Annotated in this window: 16 protein-coding genes, 1 tRNA gene and 1 pseudogene; 10 read left to right on the top strand and 8 right to left on the bottom strand. The window is 73.4% G+C overall.

What is annotated here, in order from left to right; translation table 11 throughout:
• The first annotated feature begins 72 nt into the window (after positions 1-72).
• From I8N68_RS28520 to I8N68_RS28530, 3 genes are read left to right on the top strand one after another with little or no spacing between them, the layout of a single operon-like run.
• A complete protein-coding gene (locus tag I8N68_RS28520; protein WP_200215677.1) occupies positions 73-4035 on the top strand; it encodes a non-ribosomal peptide synthetase in 3963 nt (1320 codons plus the stop codon).
• 42 nt (positions 4036-4077) lie between these two features.
• Positions 4078-5106: a MupA/Atu3671 family FMN-dependent luciferase-like monooxygenase gene (locus I8N68_RS28525; protein ID WP_200215679.1), complete on the top strand. Its 1029-nt coding sequence runs from the start codon at positions 4078-4080 to the stop codon at positions 5104-5106.
• A 4-nt stretch (positions 5107-5110) separates the two neighbouring features.
• Positions 5111-8557: a non-ribosomal peptide synthetase gene (locus I8N68_RS28530; RefSeq protein ID WP_200215681.1), complete on the top strand. Its 3447-nt coding sequence runs from the start codon at positions 5111-5113 to the stop codon at positions 8555-8557.
• A gap of 30 nt (positions 8558-8587) precedes the next feature.
• Here I8N68_RS28530 and tyrS read toward each other — a convergent pair.
• A pseudogene (tyrS, locus tag I8N68_RS28535) lies at positions 8588-9844 on the bottom strand (tyrosine--tRNA ligase).
• An 83-nt stretch (positions 9845-9927) separates the two neighbouring features.
• Here tyrS and I8N68_RS28540 point away from each other — a divergent pair.
• Complete coding sequence (locus tag I8N68_RS28540) at positions 9928-10104, top strand: hypothetical protein (protein ID WP_200215683.1); 177 nt, start codon at positions 9928-9930, stop codon at positions 10102-10104.
• 454 nt (positions 10105-10558) lie between these two features.
• On the top strand, positions 10559-10744 hold the full coding sequence (locus tag I8N68_RS28545; RefSeq protein WP_200215685.1) for a hypothetical protein: 186 nt from the start codon (positions 10559-10561) through the stop codon (positions 10742-10744).
• A 310-nt stretch (positions 10745-11054) separates the two neighbouring features.
• Here I8N68_RS28545 and I8N68_RS28550 read toward each other — a convergent pair.
• Positions 11055-11138 (bottom strand) — tRNA-Leu (locus I8N68_RS28550).
• Between the two features lie 232 nt (positions 11139-11370).
• On the opposite strand from I8N68_RS28550, the gene I8N68_RS34370 reads away from it, so the two are divergent.
• Both I8N68_RS34370 and I8N68_RS33270 read left to right on the top strand, forming a co-directional pair.
• A complete protein-coding gene (locus tag I8N68_RS34370; RefSeq protein ID WP_372433881.1) occupies positions 11371-11535 on the top strand; it encodes a hypothetical protein in 165 nt (54 codons plus the stop codon).
• Positions 11536-11637: 102 nt separating this feature from the next.
• Positions 11638-13506, top strand: coding sequence for a hypothetical protein (locus tag I8N68_RS33270; protein WP_372433883.1), 1869 nt, complete (start codon positions 11638-11640; stop codon positions 13504-13506).
• A 116-nt stretch (positions 13507-13622) separates the two neighbouring features.
• On the opposite strand, the gene I8N68_RS28565 is transcribed toward I8N68_RS33270, so the two are convergent.
• Positions 13623-14423, bottom strand: coding sequence for an SDR family oxidoreductase (locus I8N68_RS28565; RefSeq protein ID WP_200215687.1), 801 nt, complete (start codon positions 14421-14423; stop codon positions 13623-13625).
• A gap of 1 nt (position 14424) precedes the next feature.
• Positions 14425-15405: an LLM class F420-dependent oxidoreductase gene (locus I8N68_RS28570; protein ID WP_200215715.1), complete on the bottom strand. Its 981-nt coding sequence runs from the start codon at positions 15403-15405 to the stop codon at positions 14425-14427.
• Between the two features lie 187 nt (positions 15406-15592).
• Between I8N68_RS28570 and I8N68_RS28575 the strand changes: the two genes are divergently transcribed.
• On the top strand, positions 15593-16456 hold the full coding sequence (locus I8N68_RS28575) for a DUF1028 domain-containing protein (protein ID WP_200215689.1): 864 nt from the start codon (positions 15593-15595) through the stop codon (positions 16454-16456).
• Positions 16457-16623: 167 nt separating this feature from the next.
• Here I8N68_RS28575 and I8N68_RS28580 read toward each other — a convergent pair whose 3' ends face one another.
• A complete protein-coding gene (locus tag I8N68_RS28580) occupies positions 16624-17292 on the bottom strand; it encodes a maleylpyruvate isomerase N-terminal domain-containing protein (RefSeq protein WP_200215691.1) in 669 nt (222 codons plus the stop codon).
• Between the two features lie 102 nt (positions 17293-17394).
• Between I8N68_RS28580 and I8N68_RS28585 the strand changes: the two genes are divergently transcribed.
• Positions 17395-17847 (top strand): YbhB/YbcL family Raf kinase inhibitor-like protein, encoded by a 453-nt coding sequence (locus I8N68_RS28585; RefSeq protein ID WP_200215693.1) that lies wholly within the window; start codon positions 17395-17397, stop codon positions 17845-17847.
• Here I8N68_RS28585 and I8N68_RS28590 read toward each other — a convergent pair.
• On the bottom strand, positions 17844-18731 hold the full coding sequence (locus I8N68_RS28590; RefSeq protein WP_200215694.1) for a phosphatase PAP2 family protein: 888 nt from the start codon (positions 18729-18731) through the stop codon (positions 17844-17846). The two genes, I8N68_RS28585 and I8N68_RS28590, sit on opposite strands and share 4 nt — an antisense overlap.
• Before the next feature lie 478 nt (positions 18732-19209).
• Between I8N68_RS28590 and I8N68_RS28595 the strand changes: the two genes are divergently transcribed.
• Positions 19210-20703 carry a GH1 family beta-glucosidase gene (locus I8N68_RS28595; RefSeq protein ID WP_200215695.1) on the top strand — a complete coding sequence of 498 codons (1494 nt, stop codon included), beginning with the start codon at positions 19210-19212 and terminating at the stop codon, positions 20701-20703.
• A 54-nt stretch (positions 20704-20757) separates the two neighbouring features.
• On the opposite strand, the gene I8N68_RS28600 is transcribed toward I8N68_RS28595, so the two are convergent.
• Together I8N68_RS28600 and I8N68_RS28605 are read right to left on the bottom strand one after the other, a co-directional pair.
• Positions 20758-21180 carry a roadblock/LC7 domain-containing protein gene (locus I8N68_RS28600; RefSeq protein ID WP_109804767.1) on the bottom strand — a complete coding sequence of 141 codons (423 nt, stop codon included), beginning with the start codon at positions 21178-21180 and terminating at the stop codon, positions 20758-20760.
• The gene (locus I8N68_RS28605; RefSeq protein ID WP_200215697.1) at positions 21177-23843 is read right to left on the bottom strand and encodes a sensor histidine kinase; all 2667 of its coding nucleotides are present in this window, start codon (positions 23841-23843) and stop codon (positions 21177-21179) included. The genes I8N68_RS28600 and I8N68_RS28605 overlap by 4 nt, the downstream gene beginning before the upstream one ends.
• Positions 23844-23881: the final 38 nt, after the last annotated feature.

The raw sequence follows: 23881 nt of genomic DNA on the forward strand, positions 1-23881 counted from the left end.
AGGGCGCGGCGCCGCCCGAAATCCCGTGCCACCCACGAAGCCCGAATCACTCTCCGCGTGAGCGAGGATGCCATGGACCTAGCCGCTGTCGACGACGCCTACCCGCTCGCCCGACTCCAAACGGGAATGCTCTACCACGCCGAGCTGACCCCGGAAGACGGCACCTACCACGACATACACGGCTGCTGCCTGACTGGCCCCTTCTCTGAGGATGCTCTCCGCGCCACCTTCGCGGATTTGGCCGGCACGCACGACGCGCTGCGCATCGGATTCAATACCACCGATTTCCAGGAGCCGGTCCAGGTGGTGCACCGGAGGGCCGACATCCCCGTCACCGTGGAGCGGGTGACGGACAGCCCGGACGACTTCGCCGCCGCGTACGCGCGCTGGATGGCGGCGGAACGGCGGTGCCCGTTCGACCTCGGCGAGGCACCGTTGCTGCGCGTCTTCGTGCACGTGCTCGAAGACCGGTTCTGGGTCACGCTGAGTTTCGCGCACGCCATTCTGGACGGCTGGAGCGTGCACCGGCTGGTCCAGCAGTTCATCGACGGCTACAGCGCACGGCTGCGGGGTGAGGTGCCGGCGTCGCGGCGCCCGACGACCCGGTATCGGGACTTCGTCGCCCTGGAGCGGGAAACGCTGGCCAGTGCCGAGGCGCGAGCGTTCTGGCAGCAGGCGCTCGGCCGGCTGCCGGAGCCACGCCCGCTCGCTCCCACCGCCGCCGGCACGGAGCCGCGAACGCTGAAGCTCGCCGCCACGATTCCGGCGGCGGTGGCACAACGCGCCGCCGAGCTGGCCGGCGCATGGGACGTCCAGCTGAAAAACCTGCTGCTCGCCGTTCACCTGCGGATCGTCGCCGGGCTGACCGGCGGCACCGGCGCTACGACCGGTGTGATCGTGAACGGACGCCCGGAGACCGTCGACGCCGAGGACGTGCTGGGCCTGTTCCTCAACACGCTTCCGGCGGCGGCGAGGTTCGCCGGCCGGTCGTGGGAAGAGGTGGCCCGCGACCTCTTCGCCGCCGAGTGCGACCAGCTGGAGCATCGCCGGTTCCCGATCGCCGAGCTGCAGGAGATGAACGGCGGCGCGCCGCTGTTCGACACGCTGTTCGGATTCAACGACTTCCGCACCCACCGCGGCCTCGGCGATGGCGCTCAGGTGCGGCTGGTCGACATGGCCGTGGCGGAGTCGACCAACTTCCCGCTGTACGCGTCGTTCAGCCGCGACCACGCTGGCGCCGAGATCCACGTCATCCTCTACGTCCGGGACGGACTGCTACCCGAGGTCGAGCTGCGGGACCTCCCGGACGCCTACGTCCGGGCCGTGACCGCGGCCTGCACCGAGCCGCAGACCCCGCCCGCGGCGTTCACGGTCGCCGGCCCGGCGGCTCAGAAACGCCTCGGCGCGGCCAACGGCACCGACCGGCACTGGACCGGGGGACGGCTGCTGCACGAGCTAATCGAGGAGCAGGCGGACCGCGACGCCGGGGCAATCGCGCTGATCTGCGGCGCCGAGCGGCTCTCCTACGGCGAGATCGAGGCCCGCGCCAACCGGCTCGCTCACTGGCTGCACGACCAAGGGATCGGCCCGGGCAGCATCGTTGGCCTCTGCGTCGAGCGCTCGGCCGCGGTCGTGGTCGGGCTGCTGGCGGTGCTCAAGGCCGGCGGCGCCTACCTGCCCATGGACCCCGGCTACCCCACCGACCGGCTCACCTACATGGTCGGCGACGCCGGCGTCTCGCTGGTGCTCACGCAGGCGGCGGAACTGGAACGGCTCACCGGCTGCCCGCGGGTGACCGACCTTGACGAACTGCTCCCCCAGCTGCCCGAGCGGGACGACCGGCTGGTCATCCCTGCGACCCCCGGCGACCTCGCCTACGTTATCTACACCTCGGGCTCGACCGGCCGGCCCAAGGGCGTCATGGTGACGCACGGCAACATCGTCAACCACGTACGCGGCAGCGTCCTGGGCGTCGGATTAACCGCCGCCGACCGGATGCTCGCCGTCACCACCATCTCGTTCGACATTGCCGGGCTGGAGATCTTCGGCCCGCTGTCGGCCGGTGGCACCTGCGTGCTCACCGCGCAGGACGAGGCAGCTGACGCCACCGCACTGATGGACCTGATGGACCGGCATCAGATCACCCTGATGCAGGCGACCCCGAGCACCTGGCGGCTTCTGCTGGACGCCGGCTGGACCGGCGATCCGCGGCTGCGCGTGCTGTGCGGCGGCGAGGCGTTCCCTGTCGACCTGGCAGCGCAGCTGACCGTCCGGGCCAACCAGGTCTGGAACATGTACGGACCCACCGAAACGGCCGTGTGGTCGCTCAGCACGCCCGTGGATCCGCCCGCCCCGGACGCCGCCGCTGTGCCGATCGGCGCGCCAATGGCGAACACTCGTGTGTACGTCGTGGACGAGTTGGGCCGGCAGGTCCCGCCGGGAGTCACCGGCGAACTGCTCATCGGCGGCGACGGGGTGGCACGCGGTTACCTCGGCCAGCCCGGCCTCACCGCCGAACACTTCATCCCGGACGCCTACAGCGGCCTTCCTGGCCGGCGGCTCTACCGCACCGGCGACCTGGTTCGGCACAACCCCGACGGGGGCTCGGAGTTCCTCGGCCGCATTGACCACCAGGTCAAGCTCCGCGGGTTCCGGATCGAGCTGGGCGAGATCGAGGCCGCGCTGAGCCGGCACGAGCACGTCCGCGCCTGCGTAGTGACCTTGCGCGAGGACACTCCGGGCGACAAGCGCCTGGTCGGGTATCTGACCGGCGACCCGGAGCGCATCTCCCTGGGTACGCTGCGGGACGACCTCAAGCGGCAGCTACCGGACTACATGGTGCCCTCCGCGCTGGTCGTCCTCGAGGCGCTGCCGCTGACCGCCAACGGCAAGCTGGACCGCGGCGCGCTGCCGGCCCCGGACACCGGCCCGGACAGGCGCGAATCCGCTCTCGTGGAGCCGCGTACGGCCGCGGAGCAGACGCTGCGGCAGATTTGGGCCGAGGTGCTCGGCCTGCCGGTCGGCAAGATCGGAGTGCACGACGACTTCTTCGAGCTCGGCGGCAACTCGCTGAAGGCGATCTTCATCGTGACCCGCGCCCGGTCCGAGTTCGACGCGCCGCTGCCGCTGGCCGCGTTCCTGGAGACGCCGACGATCGCAGGCATCACCCGCCTGCTGGTCGGCGAGGCCGGCGGCACCGGCGCCACCTCGGTGGTCACCATGTCCGGCGGCGAGCCGTCGCTGCCCGAGCTGGTGCTCGTGCACCCCCTGGGCGGGCACGTGTTCAGCTATCGCGACCTCGCCGCGGCGCTGAGCGGCCGGGTACGCCTGACCGCCATGCGCGCCCGCGGGCTGGAGGAGGGCGAGACGCCGTTCCGGTCGGTCGCTGAGATGGCCGCGTACTACGTCGACCAGCTCTCGCTGGCCCGGCCCGGCGGCGGCTTCTACCTCGGCGGCTGGTGCATGGGCGGCGGGGTCGCGCACGAGATGGCCGTGCAGATGCAGCGGTCCGGCGTCGAGCTGCCGGGCCTGCTCGCCATCAGCAGCAGCGCCCGCGATGAGGGTATGAAGGAGATCGCGCACGACCCGTTGGCGATCGCCGCATACGTGATGCTGGGCTACCGTCCCGGCGAGCAGGTGCACGCGCACGACTCTACCCTCCCGCCGGGCTGGTCGCTGGACCCGCTGCGGGAGCTGACCGAGGACGATCAGCTACGCGCGCTGATGGACACGGCAGCCAACAGTGGCAGGCTGCGCTCCGACGTGGACACGCTCGAGGACGCGAAGCGGCTGATCGCCATCTACCGGGCGCACCAGGCCGCGGTCTCCGCGCACCACCCGGACGTCTACGCGGGCCTGCTGCACGTGATCAGGCCGACCGGATGCCACCTGCCGGACACCCCCGAGAAGAACCTGGGCTGGAACGTCGCGGCCAGCCACATAGACGTGCGCGCCATCGAGGGCACGCATTACTCGATCCTCGCCCGGCCGACCGTGGACGAGCTCGCCGACATGATCGTCGCGCTGGTCAAGTAGGCCAGGCCGGCCAACCCAAACGACACCCAGGGAGGGTGGACAGTGCAGTACACCATCATGTTCTTCTCCAGCGAGCCGGACGCCGCCGACCGCTACGATCTGGTCTTCGAGGCCTCCCGGCTCGCCGACGAGCTGGGTTTCGGCGCGGTGTGGGTGCCCGAGCGGCACTTCGCAGCGTTCGGCGGCTTGTTCCCGAACCCCGCTGTGATGGGCGCCGCCCTGGCCGCGGTCACCGAACGGGTGGAGATCCGGGCGGGCAGCGTCATCACACCGCTGCACGACGTCATCCGGGTCGCTGAAGAGTGGTCGATGGTCGACAACATCTCCGGCGGCCGGGTGGGACTGTCGGTCGGCAGCGGCTGGAACGCCACCGACTTCGTCCTCGCCCCGGACAACTACGCGGACCGGCGCGGCGTGATGTGGCGGCAGCTCACCGAGCTGCGCGAGCTGTGGCAGGGCAAGTCGATTGTCCGAGCCAACGGGGTCGGCCGGGAGGTCGAGATCTCGATCAGGCCGCAGCCGGTCCGGCCGGAGCTGCGTGCCTGGGCGACCAGCGCCGGATCCACCTCGACGTTCCGCCTCGCCGGTGAACACGACGCGCACGTCCTGACCCACCTGATCGGCCAGGACCTGCCCGCGCTGAGCAATAACATCGCGGCTTACCAGACGGCCCGGCCCGGCTCGCCGGGCTGCGTGTCGCTGATGCTGCACACCTACCTGGGCGCGCCGGGCGAGGACGTCAAGCAGTTGGTGCGCACGCCGATGCGCAACTACCTGCGCTCGTCGGTCAAGCTTCAGAGCGGGGACCTGGTCGACCGCAGCACGACCGATCTCAGGCAGGTCACCGACGAGTCGCTGATCGAGGAGCTGCTGGACCTGACCTTCGAGCGCTACTACGCGGCCAGTTCGCTGCTCGGCGACGAGCAGAAGCTCCGCGCCACGATCGCCGAGGTGGAGGCGGCCGGAGTGACCGAGATCGCCTGCCTGGTCGACTTCGGCCTCCCCAAGGACGCGGTGCTGGCCGGGATGCGGCGGTTCGCCGACGCGTTCGTCACGCCGAGCCGGGGCTGACGACATGTCCGACGCTCACCCCGAGCTGGCCCTGCACGCACTGGTCGAGCAGCAGGTCAGGCGGACGCCCGAGGCCGTCGCGCTGATCTGCGCGGACGAACGGATGACCTACCGCGAGCTCGACGCGCGGGCCACCCGGCTGGCGCGCTGGTTGCGCCGCCGGGGTGTGCGGCCGGACGTGCTCGTGGGCCTGTCCCTGGAACGCTCCCCGGAGCTGGTCGTGGCGCTGCTGGCCGTGCTGAAGGCCGGTGGCGCCTACCTGCCGATGGATCCTGCCTACCCCGCCGAGCGGGTCTCCTTCATGGTGGCGGACGCCGGCGCGCGACTGGTGCTGACCCGGGCCATGGTGGCCGAGGCTCTGACCGGCCCCGACGATGCCATCGACGACGACTCGGCCGCACCGGCCGGCTCGGACGACCTTGCCTACGTCATCTACACCTCCGGATCGACCGGGCGCCCCAAGGGCGTCATGATCGAGCACCGGGCCATCGTCAACCACGTCCGGTGGATCACCGGCACGATCTGGCAGCGCCGGCCCCAAACCTTCCTCCAGATCACGTCCGCCGGCTTCGACGCTGCCGGATGGGAGTTCTGGGCCCCGCTGACCACCGGCGGGACACTGGTGGTCGCGCCCGCGGAGCTGCGGGTCGACGCCCGCTCGATCGAGCGGGTGGTGACCGGTCACGCTGTCACGGTCATCGGTTTCACCCCGTCGGTGCTGCGCGAGCTGCTGAACGACGGGTTTACGGCGCCGACCGTACGGTGGGTGTTGTGCGGTGGCGAGGCGCTGACCGGCGAGCTGATCAGCCGATGCCGGGCCCAGCTGCCTGCCACGGCCGTGTACAACCTCTACGGGCCGACCGAGACCTGCATCAACTCGACCGCCCTCGCCGTTGGCGGGGAGCTGCCCGACGGGCCGGTGCCGATCGGGCGGGAGATCGCGAACACCCGCCTGGTCGTGGTCGCGGAGACGGGCCGGCCGGCGGCGCCGGGTGAGCCCGGGGAACTACTCGTCGGCGGCGCCGGGGTGGCACGCGGCTATCGGAACCGGCCGTCGCTGACGGCCGAGCGTTTCGTCCCGGACACCTACGGCGGGCCGCCCGGGGCGCGCCTCTACCGCACCGGCGACCTGGTCCTCGAGCGTCCGGACGGAAATCTGGAGTTCCTCGGCCGCGCCGACCATCAGATCAAGATCCGCGGGTTCCGGATCGAACCAGGCGAGATCGAGGCGGCATTGGCCCGGCAGGAGGGGGTCCGTGGCTGCGTGGTGACAGTCCGCGAGGATCATCCCGGCGACCGGCGGCTGGTCGGCTACCTCGCCGGCGATCGGAACCGGATCTCTGTCGACGCCGTGCGGGAGCAGCTGAAGCGAATCCTGCCCGCGCATATGGTGCCGGCGGCCATGGTGGTGCTCGACGCGCTGCCAGTGACCCCCAACGGGAAGATCGACCGGGCCGCGCTGCCCGCGCCGGACCAGCTCCGCGAGCAGCTCGGCACCGCCTTCGCCGCGCCGCGCACCGCGCTTGAACAGGCCTTCGCCGAGGCCTGGGCGGAGGTGCTGCGGCTGCCGGCCGAGCAGGTCGGCGTGCACGACAACTTCTTCGACCTGGGTGGCGACTCGCTCCTGGCCACGCGGGTGCAGGCGATCGCACGCGCCACGGTCTGCCCCGATCTCGACCTGGCCACGTTGTTCACCCATCCGACCGTGGCCGAGCTTGCCGCATGGGTGGAGCGACGGCCCGGAGCGCCGGGCACCACCGGGATTCCGCGGGCAACTCGCGACGGGATCATTCCGCTGTCGTCCGCCCAGGAAGGACTGTGGTATTTCGAGCAGCTCCGCCCGGGCACAGCCGTCTACCACGTGCCGATAGTGTTCCGCCTGATCGGCGAAGTCGACGAGGCGGCGCTGAAGGCCGCGCTGGATCAGGTGGTCACCCGGCACGAGGTGCTGCGCACCACGTTCGCCGCCGTCAACGGCCGAGCCGGCCAGGTCGTTGCCGACCGAGTCGAGGTGCCGTTCGAGATACGCCGGGCGGCGCCCGGGGGCGGATTCGCGAACGCGCTGGCGCTGGCCCGGGAGGCCGCCGCCGTCCCGTTCGACCTGACGACCGGGCCGCTGATCCGGGCGCAGCTGATCCGGCTGCACCCGAGCGATGCCGTACTGGCCGTGGTTGCGCACCACATCGTGTTCGACGGCTGGTCGATCGGTGTATTCCTGCGGGAGCTGACCCGGTCGTACGCCGGCGACCCGCTCGAGCAGTTGCCGATCCAGTACGCGGACTACGCCGTCTGGCAGCGGGACCGGCTCGCCTCGGGTGACCTGGATCCGCAACTCGCCTACTGGCGGCAGCGGCTATCCGGCCGGACCGAGCTGCTGACGCTGCCGGCGGCGCGGCCCCGCCCCCCGGTGCGGTCGCTGCGTGGCGCCCGAGAACGGGTCGAAGTGCCGGCGTCGCTGACCGCGGCGGTGCACACACTCGCCCGCGCCGAAGGCGTGACCGTCTACATGGTGCTACTGGCCGCGTTCAAGGCGCTGCTGGCCCGGCACAGCGGCATGACGGACATCGTGGTCGGCACGCCGGTCGCCGGCCGTTCCTGGGCGCAAACGGCCCCGCTGATCGGCGACTTCGTCAACACGGTCGTTCTGCGTACCGACCTGTCCGGCGAGCCGTCGGTCCGTGACCTGCTCGGCCGGGTACGCGAGACCGCGGTGGCCGCGTACGCGCACCAGGAGCTGCCGCTGGAACGCCTGGTCGAGGAACTTCAGCCGCGCCGAGATCTCGGCCACACGCCGTTGTTCCAGGTCATGTTCGTGCTGCAGAACGCGCCGACCACCGCGGTGGAGCTGCCTGGCCTCGTGGTCAAGCCACACCGGCCCGACGACGGCGCCGCGCGGTTCGACCTCACTCTCGACCTGCAGGTGGTCGGCGACACCATCCGCGGGATGATCGAGTACAGCACCGACCTGTTCGGCCCCGAGGCGGTGCGGGAGCTGGCCTCCGACTACCTGGCTCTGCTGGAGACGATGACGGCCGACCCGACCGCTCCCGCCGTCCGGTTCGTCGTCCCGGCCGCCGCCTCCCCCGGCGACGGCACCAGCCCGGCGACGGCCGGCGAGCCCGTGGCCGAGGAGCCGGGCGGGGCGGTCGAGGAACTGCTCGCGCACCTCTGGTCGCAGGTGCTGGGCGTGCCTGCGGACGACATCCACCCGCACGACAATTTCTTCGAGATCGGCGGCCACTCGCTGCTGGCGATGCAGTTGCTCAACCACATCAACACCGCGTTCGGGTCCGAACTGGACCTGCGCACGCTGTACTGGGGGGCGACGATGTCGGAGCTGGCCGAGGCGCTGCGCGCGGCCGGCGAACCCGGTTATCTCGAGGACCGTGCCCGCGTGGTCCTGCAGATCGAGCGGATGACCGACGCGGAGGTCGCCGCCGAGCTCGGCTGACGGCGACCTCCGGGACGGGCCGGCGCCGGATTACCTGACGAGTTCGGCGCCGGCCACCTTCTGCTTGCCCCGGCGCAGGACAAGGAACCGGCCGTGCAGCAACTGGTCGGCCGGCACCGGGGCGTCGGCGTCGGTGACCGGCGTGTTGTTGATGTACGCCCCGCCGTCGGCGACCGCCCGGCGCGCCTCCCCCAAGCCGGCGACCAAGCCGGACTTCTCGAACAGCACCGCCGCGGAGGGCAGTTCGGTCACCGCCACCAGTCCCGCCTCGGCCAGCGCGGACCGCAGCATCCCCGGCTCCAGTTCGCCCAGCGCGCCCTGCCCGAACAGCGCCTTGGACGCGGCGACGACCTGCGCGCACTCCTTGTCACCGTGCAGCAGCGTGGTCAGCTCCTCGGCCAGCGCGCGCTAACCGGCGCGCAGAAACGGCCGTTCCGCGGTTTCCTGCGCCAGGTGCTCGATCTCCTCAGGCGACCGGAAGCTGAACACCTTCAGGTAGCGGACGATGTCGACGTCGGCCGTGTTGAACCAGAACTGGTAGAACGCGTACGGGCTGGTCATCTCCGGGTCCAGCCAGACGGCCATGCCCCCGGCGCTCTTGCCGAACTTGGTGCCGTCTGCGCGAGTGATCAACGGAGTGGTGAAGGCGTATAGGCCGCGCACGCCCTTTCGCCGGGCGAAATCGACACCGGCAACGATGTTGCCCCACTGGTCCGAACCGCCGTGCTGAAGCGTGCAGCCGTACCGCTGGTTCAACTGGAAGAAGTCGTGTGCCTGCAGGAGCTGGTACGCGAACTCGGTAAAGCTGATGCCCCCCTCCAGACGCGCCTTCACCACCTCGCGGTTCAGCATCTGGTTGACCGGGAAGTGCTTGCCGGTATCCCGCAGGAAATCGATCGCGGACGTCGGCGCCGTCCAATCCAGGTTGTTGACCATCCGCGCCGCGTTCGCGCCGTCGAACGCGAAGAACGGCTCGACCTGCCCACGGATCCGGTCCACCCAGCCGGCGACCGTATCGGCGGACTTCAGGATCCGCTCGCCCTCCTCCTTCGGGTCACCGATCAGCCCGGTCGCCCCGCCCACCAGCAGCAGCGGACGGTGCCCGGCGAGCTGGAGCCGGCGCGCGGTGAAGACCTGCACCAGGTTACCCACCTGAAGGCTGGGCGCGGTGGGATCGAACCCTACGTAATAGGTAACCGGCCCTTCGGCGAGATGATCCCTCAGCAAGTCCGGTCCGGTGGAATCCTGCAGCAGACCGCGCCACCGCAGATCCTCGAGCACATCCATCATGAGACCCATTGTTCCGTACCTGCGGCGGAAGCTCAGCTACGCCGACGGCAGCTCTGGGACGCCATCGCCAAGGCCCTCAAGTGGACGCCCTCGACGGCCTCGACCACCACCATGTATTCCACGCGGTGCGCGCCGATCTGCTCCACCGCCTCGGGCATGGCGAAGATGCCGCGGCCGCCTACGAGCGCGCCGCCGCGCTCACCGGCACCGCCGCCGAACGCCGCTTCCTCCACTCCCCCGCCGCCCTCTTAGCTTGAGCCACACCGCAGTTGACTCTGCAGATCCGGTCGTTACGCAACTCTGCAGCCGCCTACCAGTCGGGCATCGAAGTGAGTAGTCGCAGCCTCAGCCCGTCAGCTCGCCTCGGGACATCCGCACATCGGCACGTCCGCGCGTCGCCACCCGTGAGCAGCCGGCCGCGCTCCGTGACGCCCAGTCCGCGGCTGCCTGTTGACTGGTGGTACGACCGTAGCCCGGCCAGGCTCGGTCGAGGTGACCGGTGGGGTCGCTCTTATCGCGGCTGCCCACCGCTGTTTGGTGTGGCTCTCATCTGGCGTGCGTCCCGCCGGTCACCGCGGCGGAGAGAGGCTCAAGAGGGGACTGCCCGGCTCAAGGTGGCGCTGCCCTCCGGTCGACGAACACCGTCGGATCGAGGGAGGACACGATGGCCCAGGTCATCATCGGCGTGGACCCGCACCACACCCCCGCAACGTGTACCTACGCGAGGACGCCCTCACCGACCCGCTCGATACCTGGCTGGCCTCCGCCTTCGCGCCCCACCGCATCGAACAGACGATCACCGCGATGGCCGACGCCCAGCCCCTGGATCATCCGCCCGCGCCCGGCACAGCAGCCCAGACAATCATCACCGAGTGCGACGCCGAGTTGGAGTGCTAACGCGCCGCCCTCGACGCTGGTGCCGACCGGCAGTGGTCACCGGCTGGATCGCGCAGACCCAGGCCGAACGCGCCCGAGCGGGAGCAAATCTCCACGCGAACGCCGGCACCACCCCGCGCCGGATGAGCCGAGCAGAAATCACGACCCTGGTGACCGCGCTCGACGACATCACCGCCGCGCTCCGCGGCGCCGACCCCGCCGACAAGGCCGAGGTCTACCGGCAACTCGGACTCCGGCTCACCTGCCGACCTGAAACGCAAACGGTGCGCGCTGCAGTCGATCTCAGCGCGCACCGTGGGGCTATGATTTGTGTCCGAGGGGGGACTTGAACCCCCACGCCCTATACGGGCACTAGCACCTCAAGCTAGCGCGTCTGCCATTCCGCCACCCGGACCTGCTCGTCCAGCCTACCCTGTCGGCCGCCGTGACTTCATCACCCGTCGTCCGCCCTGGTGGGCCGCACGGGGCATTACTGTACACGGCACGGGTGGATCATGCACACCGCCGCCCACCGCCCTCGCGTACCCCAAGTTTCCGCAGCTCAGGGCGTCGCGCCAGCGGCTTCGGTCCGCCGATCCGCCGGGGCGGGTAGCGTCCGACCGCCGACTACCGGCAGCATTGCTCACGTGTCCCACCCCTCCCCGCTGACCGCCGCTGCGCACCAGGCCCAGGCTCTGCGGGCCGCCGGTGATCTGGCCAGCGCCCGCCGCCTGCTCACCGACGCGATCGCGGCGGCCCGGCCGGCGTACGGGGAGGACCACCCGGACGTGCTGGGCAGCGCTCACCTCTAGGCCCGGCTGCACCGGGAGGCGGACGACCCGGCCGCCGCCCGCCGCGTCCTGGAGGAGGCGTACGCGGCCGGCGAGCGCCGCCGCGGGGACGCCGATCCGCTGATGCTGGCGCTCAGCTTCGACCTGGCCGGGGTGGCGGAGGAGCTGGGCAACCGGCACGAGGCCCGCCGCAATTACACCCGCGTCGCCACCGCCGGGCCCGCGGTGCTCGGTCCCGATCATCCCGCCGTACGCGCGGCCCGCAGCTACCTCGGCGGCTCGGCCGCCGCCGGTCCGCTCCGCGATCCGGCCATGCTCGCCGGGCCGACGATGCCGCTGCCCGCCGTGCACCCGTCGCGGGCACCTCAGCTCCCGCCGCCGCCGGTGACCGGCGCGCCGCGGTCGGTACCGCCCGCCCCGGCGGTACCCGGGTCGGAGTGGGCGCCGCAGGCCGGAGCGCCCCGGCCGGTGCCGGCGCCGGCCCCGCCCGTGCCGCCGCCCGCGCCCCCGGCGTCGTCGGAGTGGGCGCCGCGTCCGCCGGCCGGCGGGCCGGCGGGGTCCAGTCCGCCGCCCGCGAGCATCCTCGGGCTGCCGGCCCCGGCGCCGCCGCCAGGCCCGGCGCCCGCCCGGGCCCCGGCCGGGTCACCGGCCCGGCCCGCCGGGCCGTCCACCCCGCTGCCCCCGGCCCCGGCGGTCCCGGGGCCGGCCGTCGCACCGCCCGCATCGGGCCTGCCCGTCCCGGTACCACCCTTGCCGACCGTGCCGGCGCCGGCGGTCCCGCCGAGCGACCCCACCGCGATCCGGGCCGGCGTGGGCGGGGGCGATCAGCAGCCGCCGCCCACCCCGCCGCCGGGCTGGACCAGGCCTACGATCCAGGTGCAGCAGATCGCGCCGCTGCTGCGCGAGGAGGCGGACCGGGTCGCCGCCGCACCAACCCCGCCGCCGGCCCCGCCGGTGCCCGCCGCCCCGGTGAGCGCGCCGCCGGCCCACCCGGTCGACGGGCCGCCGGTGTCGTACCCGCCGGTGAGCGCGCCGACGACGCCCCCGTACCCGGTGAGCGGGCCGCCGGCGGCCGCCTACCCGGTGAGCGGGCCGCCGGGGCACCCGGTGAGCGGGGCACCCGGCGGCGACCTGGGGTTGCCGTACCCCGGCGGGCCGGGTGGTGGGGCTCACCCGGTGGGTCCGCAGCCGGTGAGCGGGCCGCCGGCCGTGGCCCCGGTCAGCGCGTCGCCGGTACCGCCGTGGGGGCTGACCGCGCCGCCATGGAGCAGCGCCGCCCCACCCCAGCCGCTCGACCGACCGGCCGACCCGCCACCGGAGGCGTCGCCGGACGACGCTTACGAGCCGGACCGGCACCCGCTGCCCGGGCCGGCCCCGGCGGCAGAATCCGCCGTCCGGCAACCGCTGCCGGTCTACGACGACCTGCTGGAGTTTCCCGAGCCGCGGCCGGCCGAGCCCGCCCCGCAGGGGTACCCGGCGCAGGCGGCCTGGCCGGCGGTGCCGGCGCCGTTCCACCAGCCGCCCGCGTACCCGCAGGTGGCGGAGCCCGAGCCGCGCGGCCGCAACCGGGCGGTGATCGCCGTGGCGGGCGGCGCCGCGGTGCTGGCCGTGGCCGCCGCGGTCGGCGTGGGCGCGGTGGTGCTCGACCGGGACCCGTCGCCGCCGCCCGCGCCCGGGCCGGCCCGGGCGAAGCCGCTGGCGACCGGGGCGCCCCCGGGTCAACTGCGGTTGCGCGACGACACCACCACGATCACCATCACCTGGACCGACCCGACCGGCGGCGGGGTGCCGTTCATGGTGGCCGGCGGCCGGGCCGGCCAGAAGTTGGGCGTGATGGCCACGGTGGACCCGGGGCAGACCAGCTACACGGTCAACGGGCTGAACGGCAGGCTGGACTACTGCTTCACGGTGCTCGCGGTCTACTCCACCGACACGTTCGCCACCTCCGGCCAGGTCTGCACGGACCGGGAACGGCCGACCCCGCCGGGCTGACCGGGCGCCCAACGGCAACACGCTGCTCCCGTCGACCGCTACTCCGCCGCGCTGCTGGAGAACGGCACCTACGGCGACGCCGCCGGGCATGGGGGCGGCAGCGGTGGGGACAGCTCCTACTGATCCTCGGCGCGCAACCGGCGGACGAGTTTGCGCAGGCCGGCCTGCCAGCCGTCCGGGTCCTCTGCGCGCCGGCGGGCGTAGGCGGCGACCTCCGGGTGAGGCAGGATCAGGAACCGCTCCTCGGCCAGCCCGGCGATGGTCGCGTCGGCCACCTGGTCGGGGGTGAGCACCGCGCCGGAGGCGGCGATCACCCGGGCGCCGAGGTGGCCGTTGGCGAGGCCGTCGGCGAGCATCGGGGTGTCCACGCCCTGTGGGCACAGCGCGCTCACCCGGATGCCGGCGTCCCGGTAGGTGACGGCGAGCCAGTCGGCGAAGCCGACCGCCGCATGCTTGGTCGCGGTGTACGGGGCGTCGCCGACCGCGGTGAGCAGGCCCGCCGCCGAGCAGGTGAGCAACAGGTGCCCCGAGCCGCGCTTCAGCATCGCCGGGAGCACGGCCCGGGCGGCGTAGAGGTGGGCGAGGACGTTCACCCGCCAGGACCGGTCCCAGTCGGCGTCCGGGGCCTCCATTCCCCCACCGGTGGCCACCCCGGCGTTGGCGCAGAACAGGTCGATCCGGCCGTACCGCCGCTCGGTTTCTTCCACCAGGGCGCGGACCTGCTCCTCGTCGGTGACGTCCAGGCCGACGGCGTGCGCGGTCGGGCCGATCTCCGCGGCGACGGCGTGGGCCGCGGCGGCGTCCAGGTCGGCGACGACGACGGCGGCGGCGCCCTCGGCGACGAACCGCCGGGCCAGCGCGGACCCGATCCCGCCGGCCCCGCCGGTGATCACGGCCACCCGATCGGTGAGATTCATTTCAGCTCCGGTCCGCGTCGGCGACGCCCAGTCGGGGGATCAGCGTGGCCAGGGCCGCCGCGCCACCGGCGGCGAGCTCCGGGGTGGGTAGCAGCGCCAGCACCGGTACGTCCACTCCGGCGTCGGCGTAGCGGCGGACCTGCGCCGCGCAGTGTTCGGGCGAGCCGTGCAGCACCAGCGCGTCGACCACCTCGTTGGGTACGGCCGCGGCCGCGCCCTGCCGGTCCCCGGCCGCCCATGCGGTCCACATCGGACCGAGCGTCGCCTCGCGGCCGAGCCAGCGGTGGAAGGCGGCGTACGCGGGGACGGTGAGGTATCCGGTGATCAGCCGCCGGCCGAGCGTGCGGGCGTACCCGGCGTCCTCGGTGGGGCAGACGAAGATCCGGGTGGCCACCTCGAAGCCGGGCCGGCGCTCGCCGAGTTCGGCGAGCGCGGTCGGCACGTCGTCGGCGGCGAGCCAGTTGAGGATCACCCCGTCCGCCTCGGCGGCGGCGAGCCGGAGCATGCCGGGGCGCAGCGCGGCGAGCAGCACCGGCGGGGGCACGGCGGGTGGGCGTTCCAGCGCGAACCGGCGGATGGTGAAGGTGTCGTAGACCTCGTCGACGGTCTCCCCGCGCAGGGCGGCGCGCAAAAAGCGCAGCACGTCGCGGGTCCGCCGGAACGGCTCGTCGAAGCGGAGCGCGTTCCAGTCGCGGACCAGCACTGGTGAGGAGGCGCCGATGCCGAGGGAGAAGCGTCCGGGTGCGGCCTCGGCGAGCGCGGCGGCGCTCATCGCGAGCAGTCCCGGCCCCCGGGTGAAGACCGGGGTGATCGCGGTGCCGAGGCGCAGCCGGGGTTGCCAGGCGGCGGCCAACGCCAGCGGGGTGAACGCGTCGGTCCCGGCCACCTCCGACGACCAGACGTCGGTGAAGCCGGCCCGGTCGAGGGCCGCGTAGATCGCGGCGTGGTCGGCGAGCGGGATCCCGCTCAGCGGCACCGTCATGCCCCATCGATTCGTCACCGGTCGATCGTGCCCGGTCGTCGTCGTCCCGAGCAAGATCCGAAGCGGTCGCGGCGGCGGCGATCCGGGCGATACCGACCGATAGGCCCGGAAAGAAGCCCCCACCGCCGGCCCGGTGGCCGGACATTGAGGGCACGATGGGGCTCCGATCCAGCGCTACCATCCGCTCGTGACTTTCTCCATCGTGGCCCGTTCGGCCGACGGGCGCCTGCACGGCGTCGCCGTGGCCAGCAAGTTCCTCGCCGCCGGGGCGCTGGTCCCGGCAGCGGAGGCGGAGGTCGGCGCGATCGCCAGCCAGGCGCACGTCAACCTCGCGTACCGGCCGCAGGGGCTGGCGCTGCTGCGGACCGGCGTGGCCGCCGCCGACGTGGTGGCCGGCCTGGTGGCCGCCGACCCCGGCCGGGACGACCGGCAGCTCGGCGTGGTCGGCCCGGCCGGCGACGGGGCGACCTGGACCGGGCCGCGCTGCCACCCGTGGGCCGGTGGGCAGGCCGGCGACGGCTGGGCCGCGCAGGGCAACATCCTGGCCGGCCCGCACGTCATCGACGCGGTCCGGGACGCCTGGCTGGGCGGCGAGGAGCTGCCGTTCCCGCGGCGCCTGCTCACCGCGCTGCACGCCGGTGACCGCGCGGGCGGCGACCGGCGCGGCCGGCAGAGCGCCGGACTGCTGGTGGTCGAGCGGCGCGGCGGGTACGCCGGCACCGGCGACACCCTGGTCGACCTGCGGGTGGACGACCACCGCGACCCGGTGACCGAGCTGGGGCGGCTGCTCGACACGCACACGATGCTCTTCGGCAAGCCCGATCCGGCCACCCTGCGTGAGCTGACCGGGACGCTCGCCGACGAGGTCGTCACCCTGCTGGCCGCCGTCGGCCACCCGGTGGGACCGGCGGGCCCGGACGACGCGCTCGCCTCCTGGGCCGGGGTGGAGAACCTCGAGGAACGGCTGGTGCCGGGGCGCATCGATCCGATCGTCCTGGACCACCTGCGCCGCATCGCGCCGCACGTCCCCGCCGCCCGCGTCGGGGACTGACCGGCCCACCCCGACGCCGGGCCGGATCGGCGAGATCGGCTCCAGGCCGCGGATGTGTCGGTGTCCGCAGGGTGCGGACAGCCCGGATGGGCGCACCGGGATCGATCACTACGCGGGATGACGCCAGGTCGGCGGCCCGGCGTCGAGCACCGGGGTCGGCACCCGAGTCAGCCGAAGGAGAGCCAGCGGAACCCCGACTCCGCCACCAGGCGCCGCTCCCGCTCGGTGTGCGGCAGCCGGCCGGTGGTCTTGCGGATCAGGGTCAGCGAATCCCAGCCGAGTCCGGCCGGGACGGACCGGCCGGCGGTCAGCAGCGTGGCCACCACGTCCGCCGCCGTCGGGGTCAGCCACGGCTTGCGGTCCAACGCCTCGGCCAGGTCCAGGCCGTGCACGCCGACCTCCACCACCCGGGTCCGCAGGAACTCGGTCAGGGTCATCGCGTCGCCGTGCCGGGTGCGGACCAGCCGGCCCGGCGGCTGCGCGGCCACGGCCTCGTCGGTGGCCCGCCAGGCCCGCGCGAAGTCCGCCGCCACCGCCGGTACGCCGGGCCGCTGCCGCGCCTGCCGCCGGGCGCTGTCGATCCGGGCGGCGTCCACCTCCGGGGTGAACTTGGCGGCCCCGAAGTAGCCGGCCGCGTCCACCTCGGCCCGCTGCGGCGCGGGCGCGGCGAGCATGTCGACGAGGCGTCCGGCGCCGCTGCTGACGTGCGCCACGAGGTCCCGCACCGTCCAGGGCGCGCAGCGGGTGGGCCGGTCGAGGTCGGCCGCGTCGAGCCCGGACAGGATCTCCGCCAGCCGGGCGCACTCGTCCCGGAACGCCGTCCGTACCTGCTCCATCCGCGCTCCCCCGATCCGCCCCGGCCGCGGACGTACCCTCTCACGCGGCCGTTTCGGCCTCCGCCCGCCGGGTACCCGCCGACCGACGAAAGGGGGCGTCGAATGGCCGGCATCATGCTGCGCAGTACCGCGTTCACCGACCACGACCTGCTACCCGGACGGTTCGCCCGGGACGGGGAGAACCTCTCGCCGCCATTGCAGTGGTCCGACATCCCGGACACCACCGAGGAGTTGGTCCTGCTCGTCGAGGATCCGGACGCCGGGCAGGACCCGTTCGTGCACTGGCTGGTCACCGGCATCTCCCCGGAGTCCGGCGAGGTGCCGGAGGGCGGGGTACCGCCGGGGGGCCAGGAGTGGCCCAACAGCTTCGGCGAGACCGGCTGGAGCGGTCCCCAGCCACCCCGGGGCGCAGAGGCGCACCGCTACTTCTTCCGCCTCTACGCGCTGAACCAACCGCTGGACCTGCCCGGCACGCCGAAGGCCGCCGATGTGCACCGCGCGCTGAAGGGCCGGGAGATCGCCAGCGGCACCACTGTGGGCACCTACTACCGTTAGCCCTTGTACCGCGGCACCACGCGGTGCACCAGCGCGAGGACCAGCGCGGCCACCACGGCGATCGTCCCGACGATGCCGGCCGCGCTGCCCGCGTACCCGATGAACAGTGGGCGGCGAGCGAGCTCGTCGGTGGGCAGCTCCGGGAGGTCGACCAGCCAGGACAGCGCGAGCCCGGAGGCGACCAGGGCGAGCACCCCGCCGAGGCCGAGCACCGCCGCCGCGACGGGGTGCGCGTCCTCAGTGGATACCACGGCGCGTTCCCGCTGGAAGATGAGCAGCACCAGGCCGGCCGCCGCCGCCCACGCGCCGACCAGGAGGAACGCCGCCACGGCGTCGCTGGGCCGGTGCCAGCCGGCGGAGAGGGTGGCCACCCCGGCCACGGCCGCGTACCCGGCGCCGACGAACGCGCCGACGACGCGCACCCTGGACGGGAGCACGAGGATCAGCGCGACGGCCACCGACGCGGCCACCGCGGTGTGGCCGCTGGGCAGGCTGTTCCCCGCCGCGGCCCGCTCCGGGTCGATGCCGAAGTCCGGCCGGGTCAGGACGTGCTTGAGCAGTTGGGCGCTGCCGTTGGCGCCGGCGATCAGCAGAGTGGCGGTGACCGCCAGGGCCTTGCGACCCCGGATCAGCGCGATGAATCCGATCACCGCCGTGGCCACCAGCAGCGACACCACCGACATGGCGTTGAGGATCCGGTTCACCGGCCCGTCGATCCGGTCCTGCCCGATCCGGTTGCCGGTGAGCGCCACCGTGTCGATCCACTGGCCGACCTCGGTGTGCAGGGCGAAGCGCCACACCAGCAGGAAGGCCGCCGCCTGCGCCAGGGCCAGCACGACCAACCAGACCGCCGTCCAACCCCTCGCCGTCTCCCGCACCCGCACACCGTAGCGGCCGGCCCGCGCCGGCGCACGGCCTCCCTTGGGAGCGCTACGGAGCGGCCGGCGCCGGCGGCACCGCGCACGGAGGCGGCAACGGGGCCGGGACAAAAAAGGAGAGGCCGCCACGGGGGGAGCGGCCTCTCCGGTGATGTACGTTACTCCGTCCACCGCCGCCGCGTGATCCCACCCAGCCCCAATTTCGGGGGCATTTTCGCGGCAATCTCGTCTCCGGACGTCAGTGGTGGGCCGGCCGTTGCGCTGCGTCGGCCGGACGGCCGGCCCACCCGGCCTGACCGTGGGAATCAGGCCGTCCGCCGATCGGACCGCTTCAGTTCCCCAGGGCCCGACCGACTGGCGGACTCCGCCGCCCGGCCGGCCTCGCTCGCTATCGGGCCCACCCGGGAACCGTGGCACGGCAGCGCCCGCCTATTATGGGAGCGCTCCCGGCCGTCGGGTGGCCCTTATCCTCCGAGGAGAACCGATGTCAATGCTCACCCGACGGCGCCTGCTCCACCGCGCCGCGCCGTCCGCCACGGCCACCGGCGCGGCCCGCGCCGGGCTGGCGGGCGCCACCCCCGCCGTGGTGGCCGCCACGGCGGTCGATGGCGGCGACAGCGCGCCGGAGACCGACCGCGAGAGCAACCCCGACCCACGCGGGCCGCTGCGCTTCCCGCCAGGGTTCGGTTGGGGCGCGGCCACGTCGGCGTACCAGATCGAGGGGGCGGCGAAGGAGGACGGCCGGGGCGAGTCCGTCTGGGACACCTTCAGCCACACCCCCGGCCGCACCCGCAACGGCGACACCGGCGACGTGGCCGCCGACCACTACCACCGGTACCGCGACGACCTGGACCTGATGGCCGACCTCGGCCTGCGCAGCTACCGGTTCTCCATCTCCTGGCCCCGGATCCAGGCCGACGGCGCCGGCAAGCCGAACCAGCGCGGCCTGGACTTCTACCGCCGCCTCGTGGATGGGCTGCACGAGCGGAACATCGCCCCGATGGCCACCCTGTTCCACTGGGACCTGCCGCAGGCGTTGCAGGACGCCGGTGGCTGGGAGTCGCGGGACACCGCGTACCGCTTCGCCGAGTACGCCGACGCCGTCTTCCGCGCCCTCGGCGACCAGGTCCCGGTCTGGCTCACCATCAACGAGCCGAAGACCGTGGTGCAGAACGGCTACCTGTGGGGGCACCACGCGCCGGGCCGGCAGGACCCGGCGGCCGCCTACCTGGTCGCCCACCATCTGCAGCTCGCGCACGGCCTGGCCGTACAGGCGCTGCGGGCAACCGGTGGCGCCGGCCGGATCGGTCCCGCCTTCAACCTGCACCCCTGCTATCCGGCCGATGACAGCGCCGAGGCCGCCGCCGCGACCCGGCTGTACGACGGCTACGAGAACCGCCTCTACCTCGACTCCGTCCTCAAGGGCAGCTACCCGGACGACGTGCTGGCCGACCTCGGCCCGGACAGCCGGATGGTCTCCGGCATCCGCGACGGCGACCTCGACGTCATCGCCAGCCCGGTGGACCTGCTGGCGGTGCAGTACTACACGCCCTACTACGTCACCGCCAGCGGCGACACCACCCGCCGCTGGCCCACCTCCGAGGCGGACTGGCAGCAGATCCACCCCGAAGGGATGTACGACATCCTGACCCGGGTCACCCGCGACTACGGCCGGATCCCGATCACCGTCACCGAGAACGGCCTGCCCTGCCCGGACACCCTCGGCGCCGATGGCACAGTGGACGACTCCGGCCGGATCGACTTCCTCCATGACCACTTCGCGGCAGCGCACCGCGCGATCGCCGACGGGGTGCCGCTGGAGAGCTACCACGTCTGGTCGCTGCTGGACAACTTCGAGTGGGCCGAGGGGTACGACCAGCGCTGGGGCCTGATCTACGTCGACTACCCGACGCAGCGCCGGGTGCTCAAGCGCAGCGCCCACTGGTACCGCACGGTGATCCGGGACAACGGCTGCTGAGCGGGCGCGGCAATGGCCGGGCCGGGGGGCGTCACCCCGGCCCGGCCAGCGCCGTCAGCGCGGCAGGGCCTGTTGCAGCTCCGCGCGCAGTGCGGGGGTGAGCATCTCGCCGGCCTGCTTCGCCAGCCGGGCCATCTCGTAGCCGACCACGCCGATGTCGGCGTCCGCGGCGGCCAGGGTGGCCAGGATCGAACCGTCCCGGATCTGCATGACGAGGAAGTACCCGCGCCCCATCTCCACGACGGTCTGCTTGACGACGTCGCCGTCGAACATCTGGGCGGCGCCCGCGGTGATGCTCATCAGCCCCGAGGTCACCGCCGCGAGCTTGTCGGCGTGGTCGCGGGGCAGGTGCGCGGAGATCGCCACCAGCAGCCCGTCGGAGGAGACCACCACGGCGTGCGCCACCCCGGGGACCCGCTCGGCGAACGCGTTCACCAACCAGCTCAGGTCGCGCGCCTCCTGGCTCAACGTGATCATTGTTGTTCCCCTTCGCTCGGTACGCCCGGCATGAAAATCTCCCTGGTCTCCTCGGCCTCCGCGCGCCGCACGCCGCCGTAGTACCGGGACAGCATGCCGCCGACCGCGTCCGGATCCGGATCGTGGTGCGGCGCGGGCTCGTCGGGGCGAGCGGACCGGGTGACCGCGGCGAGCTGGGCCATCGGCACCCGTACCGGCAGACCCCGCTCGTTGGTCCCTCCGGTCACTGGCGTCTGAACGGGCGGCGGTGTCACACCGAGGGTCGACGACGACGACCCCTGCCGGGAGAACCAGCCGCCGCCGGCGCGCGGCCCGGCCGCCGGAGTCAGCACGTTCTCGGCCCGGGCCGGCCGCGGCGCCACCGGCGGCTCCGGTCGCCGGCCCGCCAGGGGCAGCTCCGTCGCCGGCTCGGCCGGCCCGCCCGCCACCGGCATCCCCGTGGGCGGCGCCGGCGGTTCGCCCGCCACCGGCTGCTCCGCGGGCCCGGCAGGCGGGCCGGTGGACGGCTCCGGCCGGCGCCCGGCCACGGGCAGCCCGGTCGGTTCCGGACGGCGCGGCGCCGGCACCGCCGCCACCGGCACGGCGGGCGGGGTGGCCGGCCGGGTGGCCGCGATGACCTGGGTGGTCAGCATCCGGGGCGAGGCCGGCGCGTCCAGCTCGGGGGCCGGCGCCGGCGCCAGCAGCTCGGCCGGGATCCGCACCTGGGCGACCAGGCCGTCCGGCCCGCCCTGAAGGCGGACCTGGACGCGGTGCCGGGCACCGAGGTGACTGATCACGAACAGACCCATCCGCTCCGAGGCGGCGACGTCGGCCGCCGGCGGCTCCGCCAGCAGGACGTTCGCTTCCGCCAGGGCGCTCGGACTCATGCCCAGCCCCTGGTCGGCGATCTCCACCAGTGCCCCGAGGCCCTCGGCGCGGGCGGTGACCGCGACGGTGGTGTCCGGCCGGGAGAACGCCGTGGCATTCTCCAGCAGCTCGGCGAAGAGGTGCACCAGGTCGCCGACGGCGTGCCCCACCACGTGCAGGTCCGCGCTGCCGGCGTGGCGGACCCGCTGGTACTGCTCGATCTCGGCACTGGCGGCGAGCAGGACCGCGCCCAGACCGACCGGCCGGTTCCACCGCCGGGTGGACTCCGTGCCGGCCAGCACCAGCAGGCTCTCGTCGTTGCGGCGCATCCGGGCGGCCAGATGGTCCAGCTTGAACAGGTTCTCCAGCTGCTCCGGGTCGCCCTCCTCGCGTTCCAGGTCGTCGAGGAGTTCGAGCTGCCGCTCGACGAGCACCTGGCTGCGGCGGGCCAGGTTGACGAACATGGCGTTGACGTTGCGGCGCATCAGCGCCTGCTCGACCGCGACGCTGACCGCGCTGCGGTGCACCGCCACGAACGCCTCGGCCAGCTCGCCAATCTCGTCCAGCGAGCGGACCACGGCGGGCGGCACGTCGATCCCGGTCACCGGGCTGTCCACCGCGCGCAGCCGGTCCAGGGCGTCGGGGAGCTCCACCTGCGCGATCCGCAGCGCCTGGCTGCGCAGCAGCCGCATGGACCGGGCGATGGAGCGACCGATGAGCAGCGAGGTCAGCACGGCCACCAGGAGCACCGCGAGGATGCCGCCGACCACCAGCAGGGTGTCTTGCAACTGCCCCGAGCTGGCGTCGTCGGCGCGGCGTACGGCGTCGTCGAGCACCTCGCCCTCGAGCTGCCGGAGCAGCTCCTGGCGCTCGTCGCTGGCCGCCCACCACTGTGGTGCGGGCAGCACCGCGGGTGCGGCGACGCCGGTGGGCAGCGTCCTCTCCTCCAGCCGGATCGCCGAGACGAACGCCGGGTCCACCGAGGTCTGGTCGTAGCGGCGGACCTGATCGGCGGTGGCGGCCACCCGGAACGCGCCCAGCGCGGTCAGCTGCTGGGCCCGCAGGTCGGTCAGGGTCACCTGGTCGTCCGGCTCGTACCGGCCGGCGCGGGCGGCGGCATAGAGCTGGCCGCGGATCCGCGAGGAGAGCTCCTTGACCCGGGAGAGCTGCACGTAGCGCAGCACGGCGTCGGTGAGCGCCCGCTCGTCGTCGCCGGGCGAGGGCTCGGCCAGCAGGTTGAGCAGCGCGTCGACGGCCCGGTGGTAGTTGCTCAGGATGGTGTCGCTGCTGAGCACCGCGGGCGGCACCGCGGCCCGGATGTAGATGACCTGGTCGTACGCCTCCAGGGCCTCTGAGTAGGCGACCCGCCAGGCGGCGTCGGCGTCGGCGAGCGGCTCGGCCGCGCCGCGCAGGTCGGCCAGCGCCTGGTCGGAGGCGGTCTGCAGCGGCTTCAGCGCGCTGATGGCGGCGTCCCGCTCGGGGCCGCCGGCGGACCGGTGCAGCGCCGCCAGCTCGCCCGCGGTCCGGTCCCGTTCCTGCTGGAGCCGGTCCACCGCGGCGGTGATCTGCCGACCGATGCCGACCTGCTGGGCGAACTCGCTCAACGCGGTGGTCTGCCCGACCAGTCCCCGGGTCTGGACGCCGGCCAGGACCAGGAAGGCGACCGTGGGGATGATCAGCACGGTGGCGAGCTTGGTACGCATTCGCCAGTCGCGCAGCCGGAAGGGGGAACGCCTGCGGTGGGGCACGACCCGGACGTCGAACCGGCGCCGGCGGTGGTTCGAGACGCCCCGATCCGCTTCGGGACCTGCGCCCACACTGCCTCCTCGGTCCCTCGCCTCCACCACCTCGGGGA

The organism is Micromonospora coerulea (genome assembly GCF_016598485.1).
GTDB classification, from domain to species: Bacteria; Actinomycetota; Actinomycetes; order Mycobacteriales; family Micromonosporaceae; genus Micromonospora; species Micromonospora coerulea.

Bases quoted from the DNA above. Each gene is read 5' to 3' on its own strand.
- I8N68_RS28595 (WP_200215695.1), top strand. From the start codon at position 19,210: ATGTCAATGCTCACCCGACGGCGCCTGCTCCACCGCGCCGCGCCGTCC.
- I8N68_RS28580 (WP_200215691.1), bottom strand. From the start codon at position 17,292: ATGGAGCAGGTACGGACGGCGTTCCGGGACGAGTGCGCCCGGCTGGCG.
- I8N68_RS33270 (WP_372433883.1), top strand. From the start codon at position 11,638: ATGCTGGCGCTCAGCTTCGACCTGGCCGGGGTGGCGGAGGAGCTGGGC.
- I8N68_RS28585 (WP_200215693.1), top strand. From the start codon at position 17,395: ATGGCCGGCATCATGCTGCGCAGTACCGCGTTCACCGACCACGACCTG.
- I8N68_RS28570 (WP_200215715.1), bottom strand. From the start codon at position 15,405: ATGACGGTGCCGCTGAGCGGGATCCCGCTCGCCGACCACGCCGCGATC.
- I8N68_RS28565 (WP_200215687.1), bottom strand. From the start codon at position 14,423: ATGAATCTCACCGATCGGGTGGCCGTGATCACCGGCGGGGCCGGCGGG.
- I8N68_RS28520 (WP_200215677.1), top strand. From the start codon at position 73: ATGGACCTAGCCGCTGTCGACGACGCCTACCCGCTCGCCCGACTCCAA.
- I8N68_RS28600 (WP_109804767.1), bottom strand. From the start codon at position 21,180: ATGATCACGTTGAGCCAGGAGGCGCGCGACCTGAGCTGGTTGGTGAAC.
- I8N68_RS28530 (WP_200215681.1), top strand. From the start codon at position 5,111: ATGTCCGACGCTCACCCCGAGCTGGCCCTGCACGCACTGGTCGAGCAG.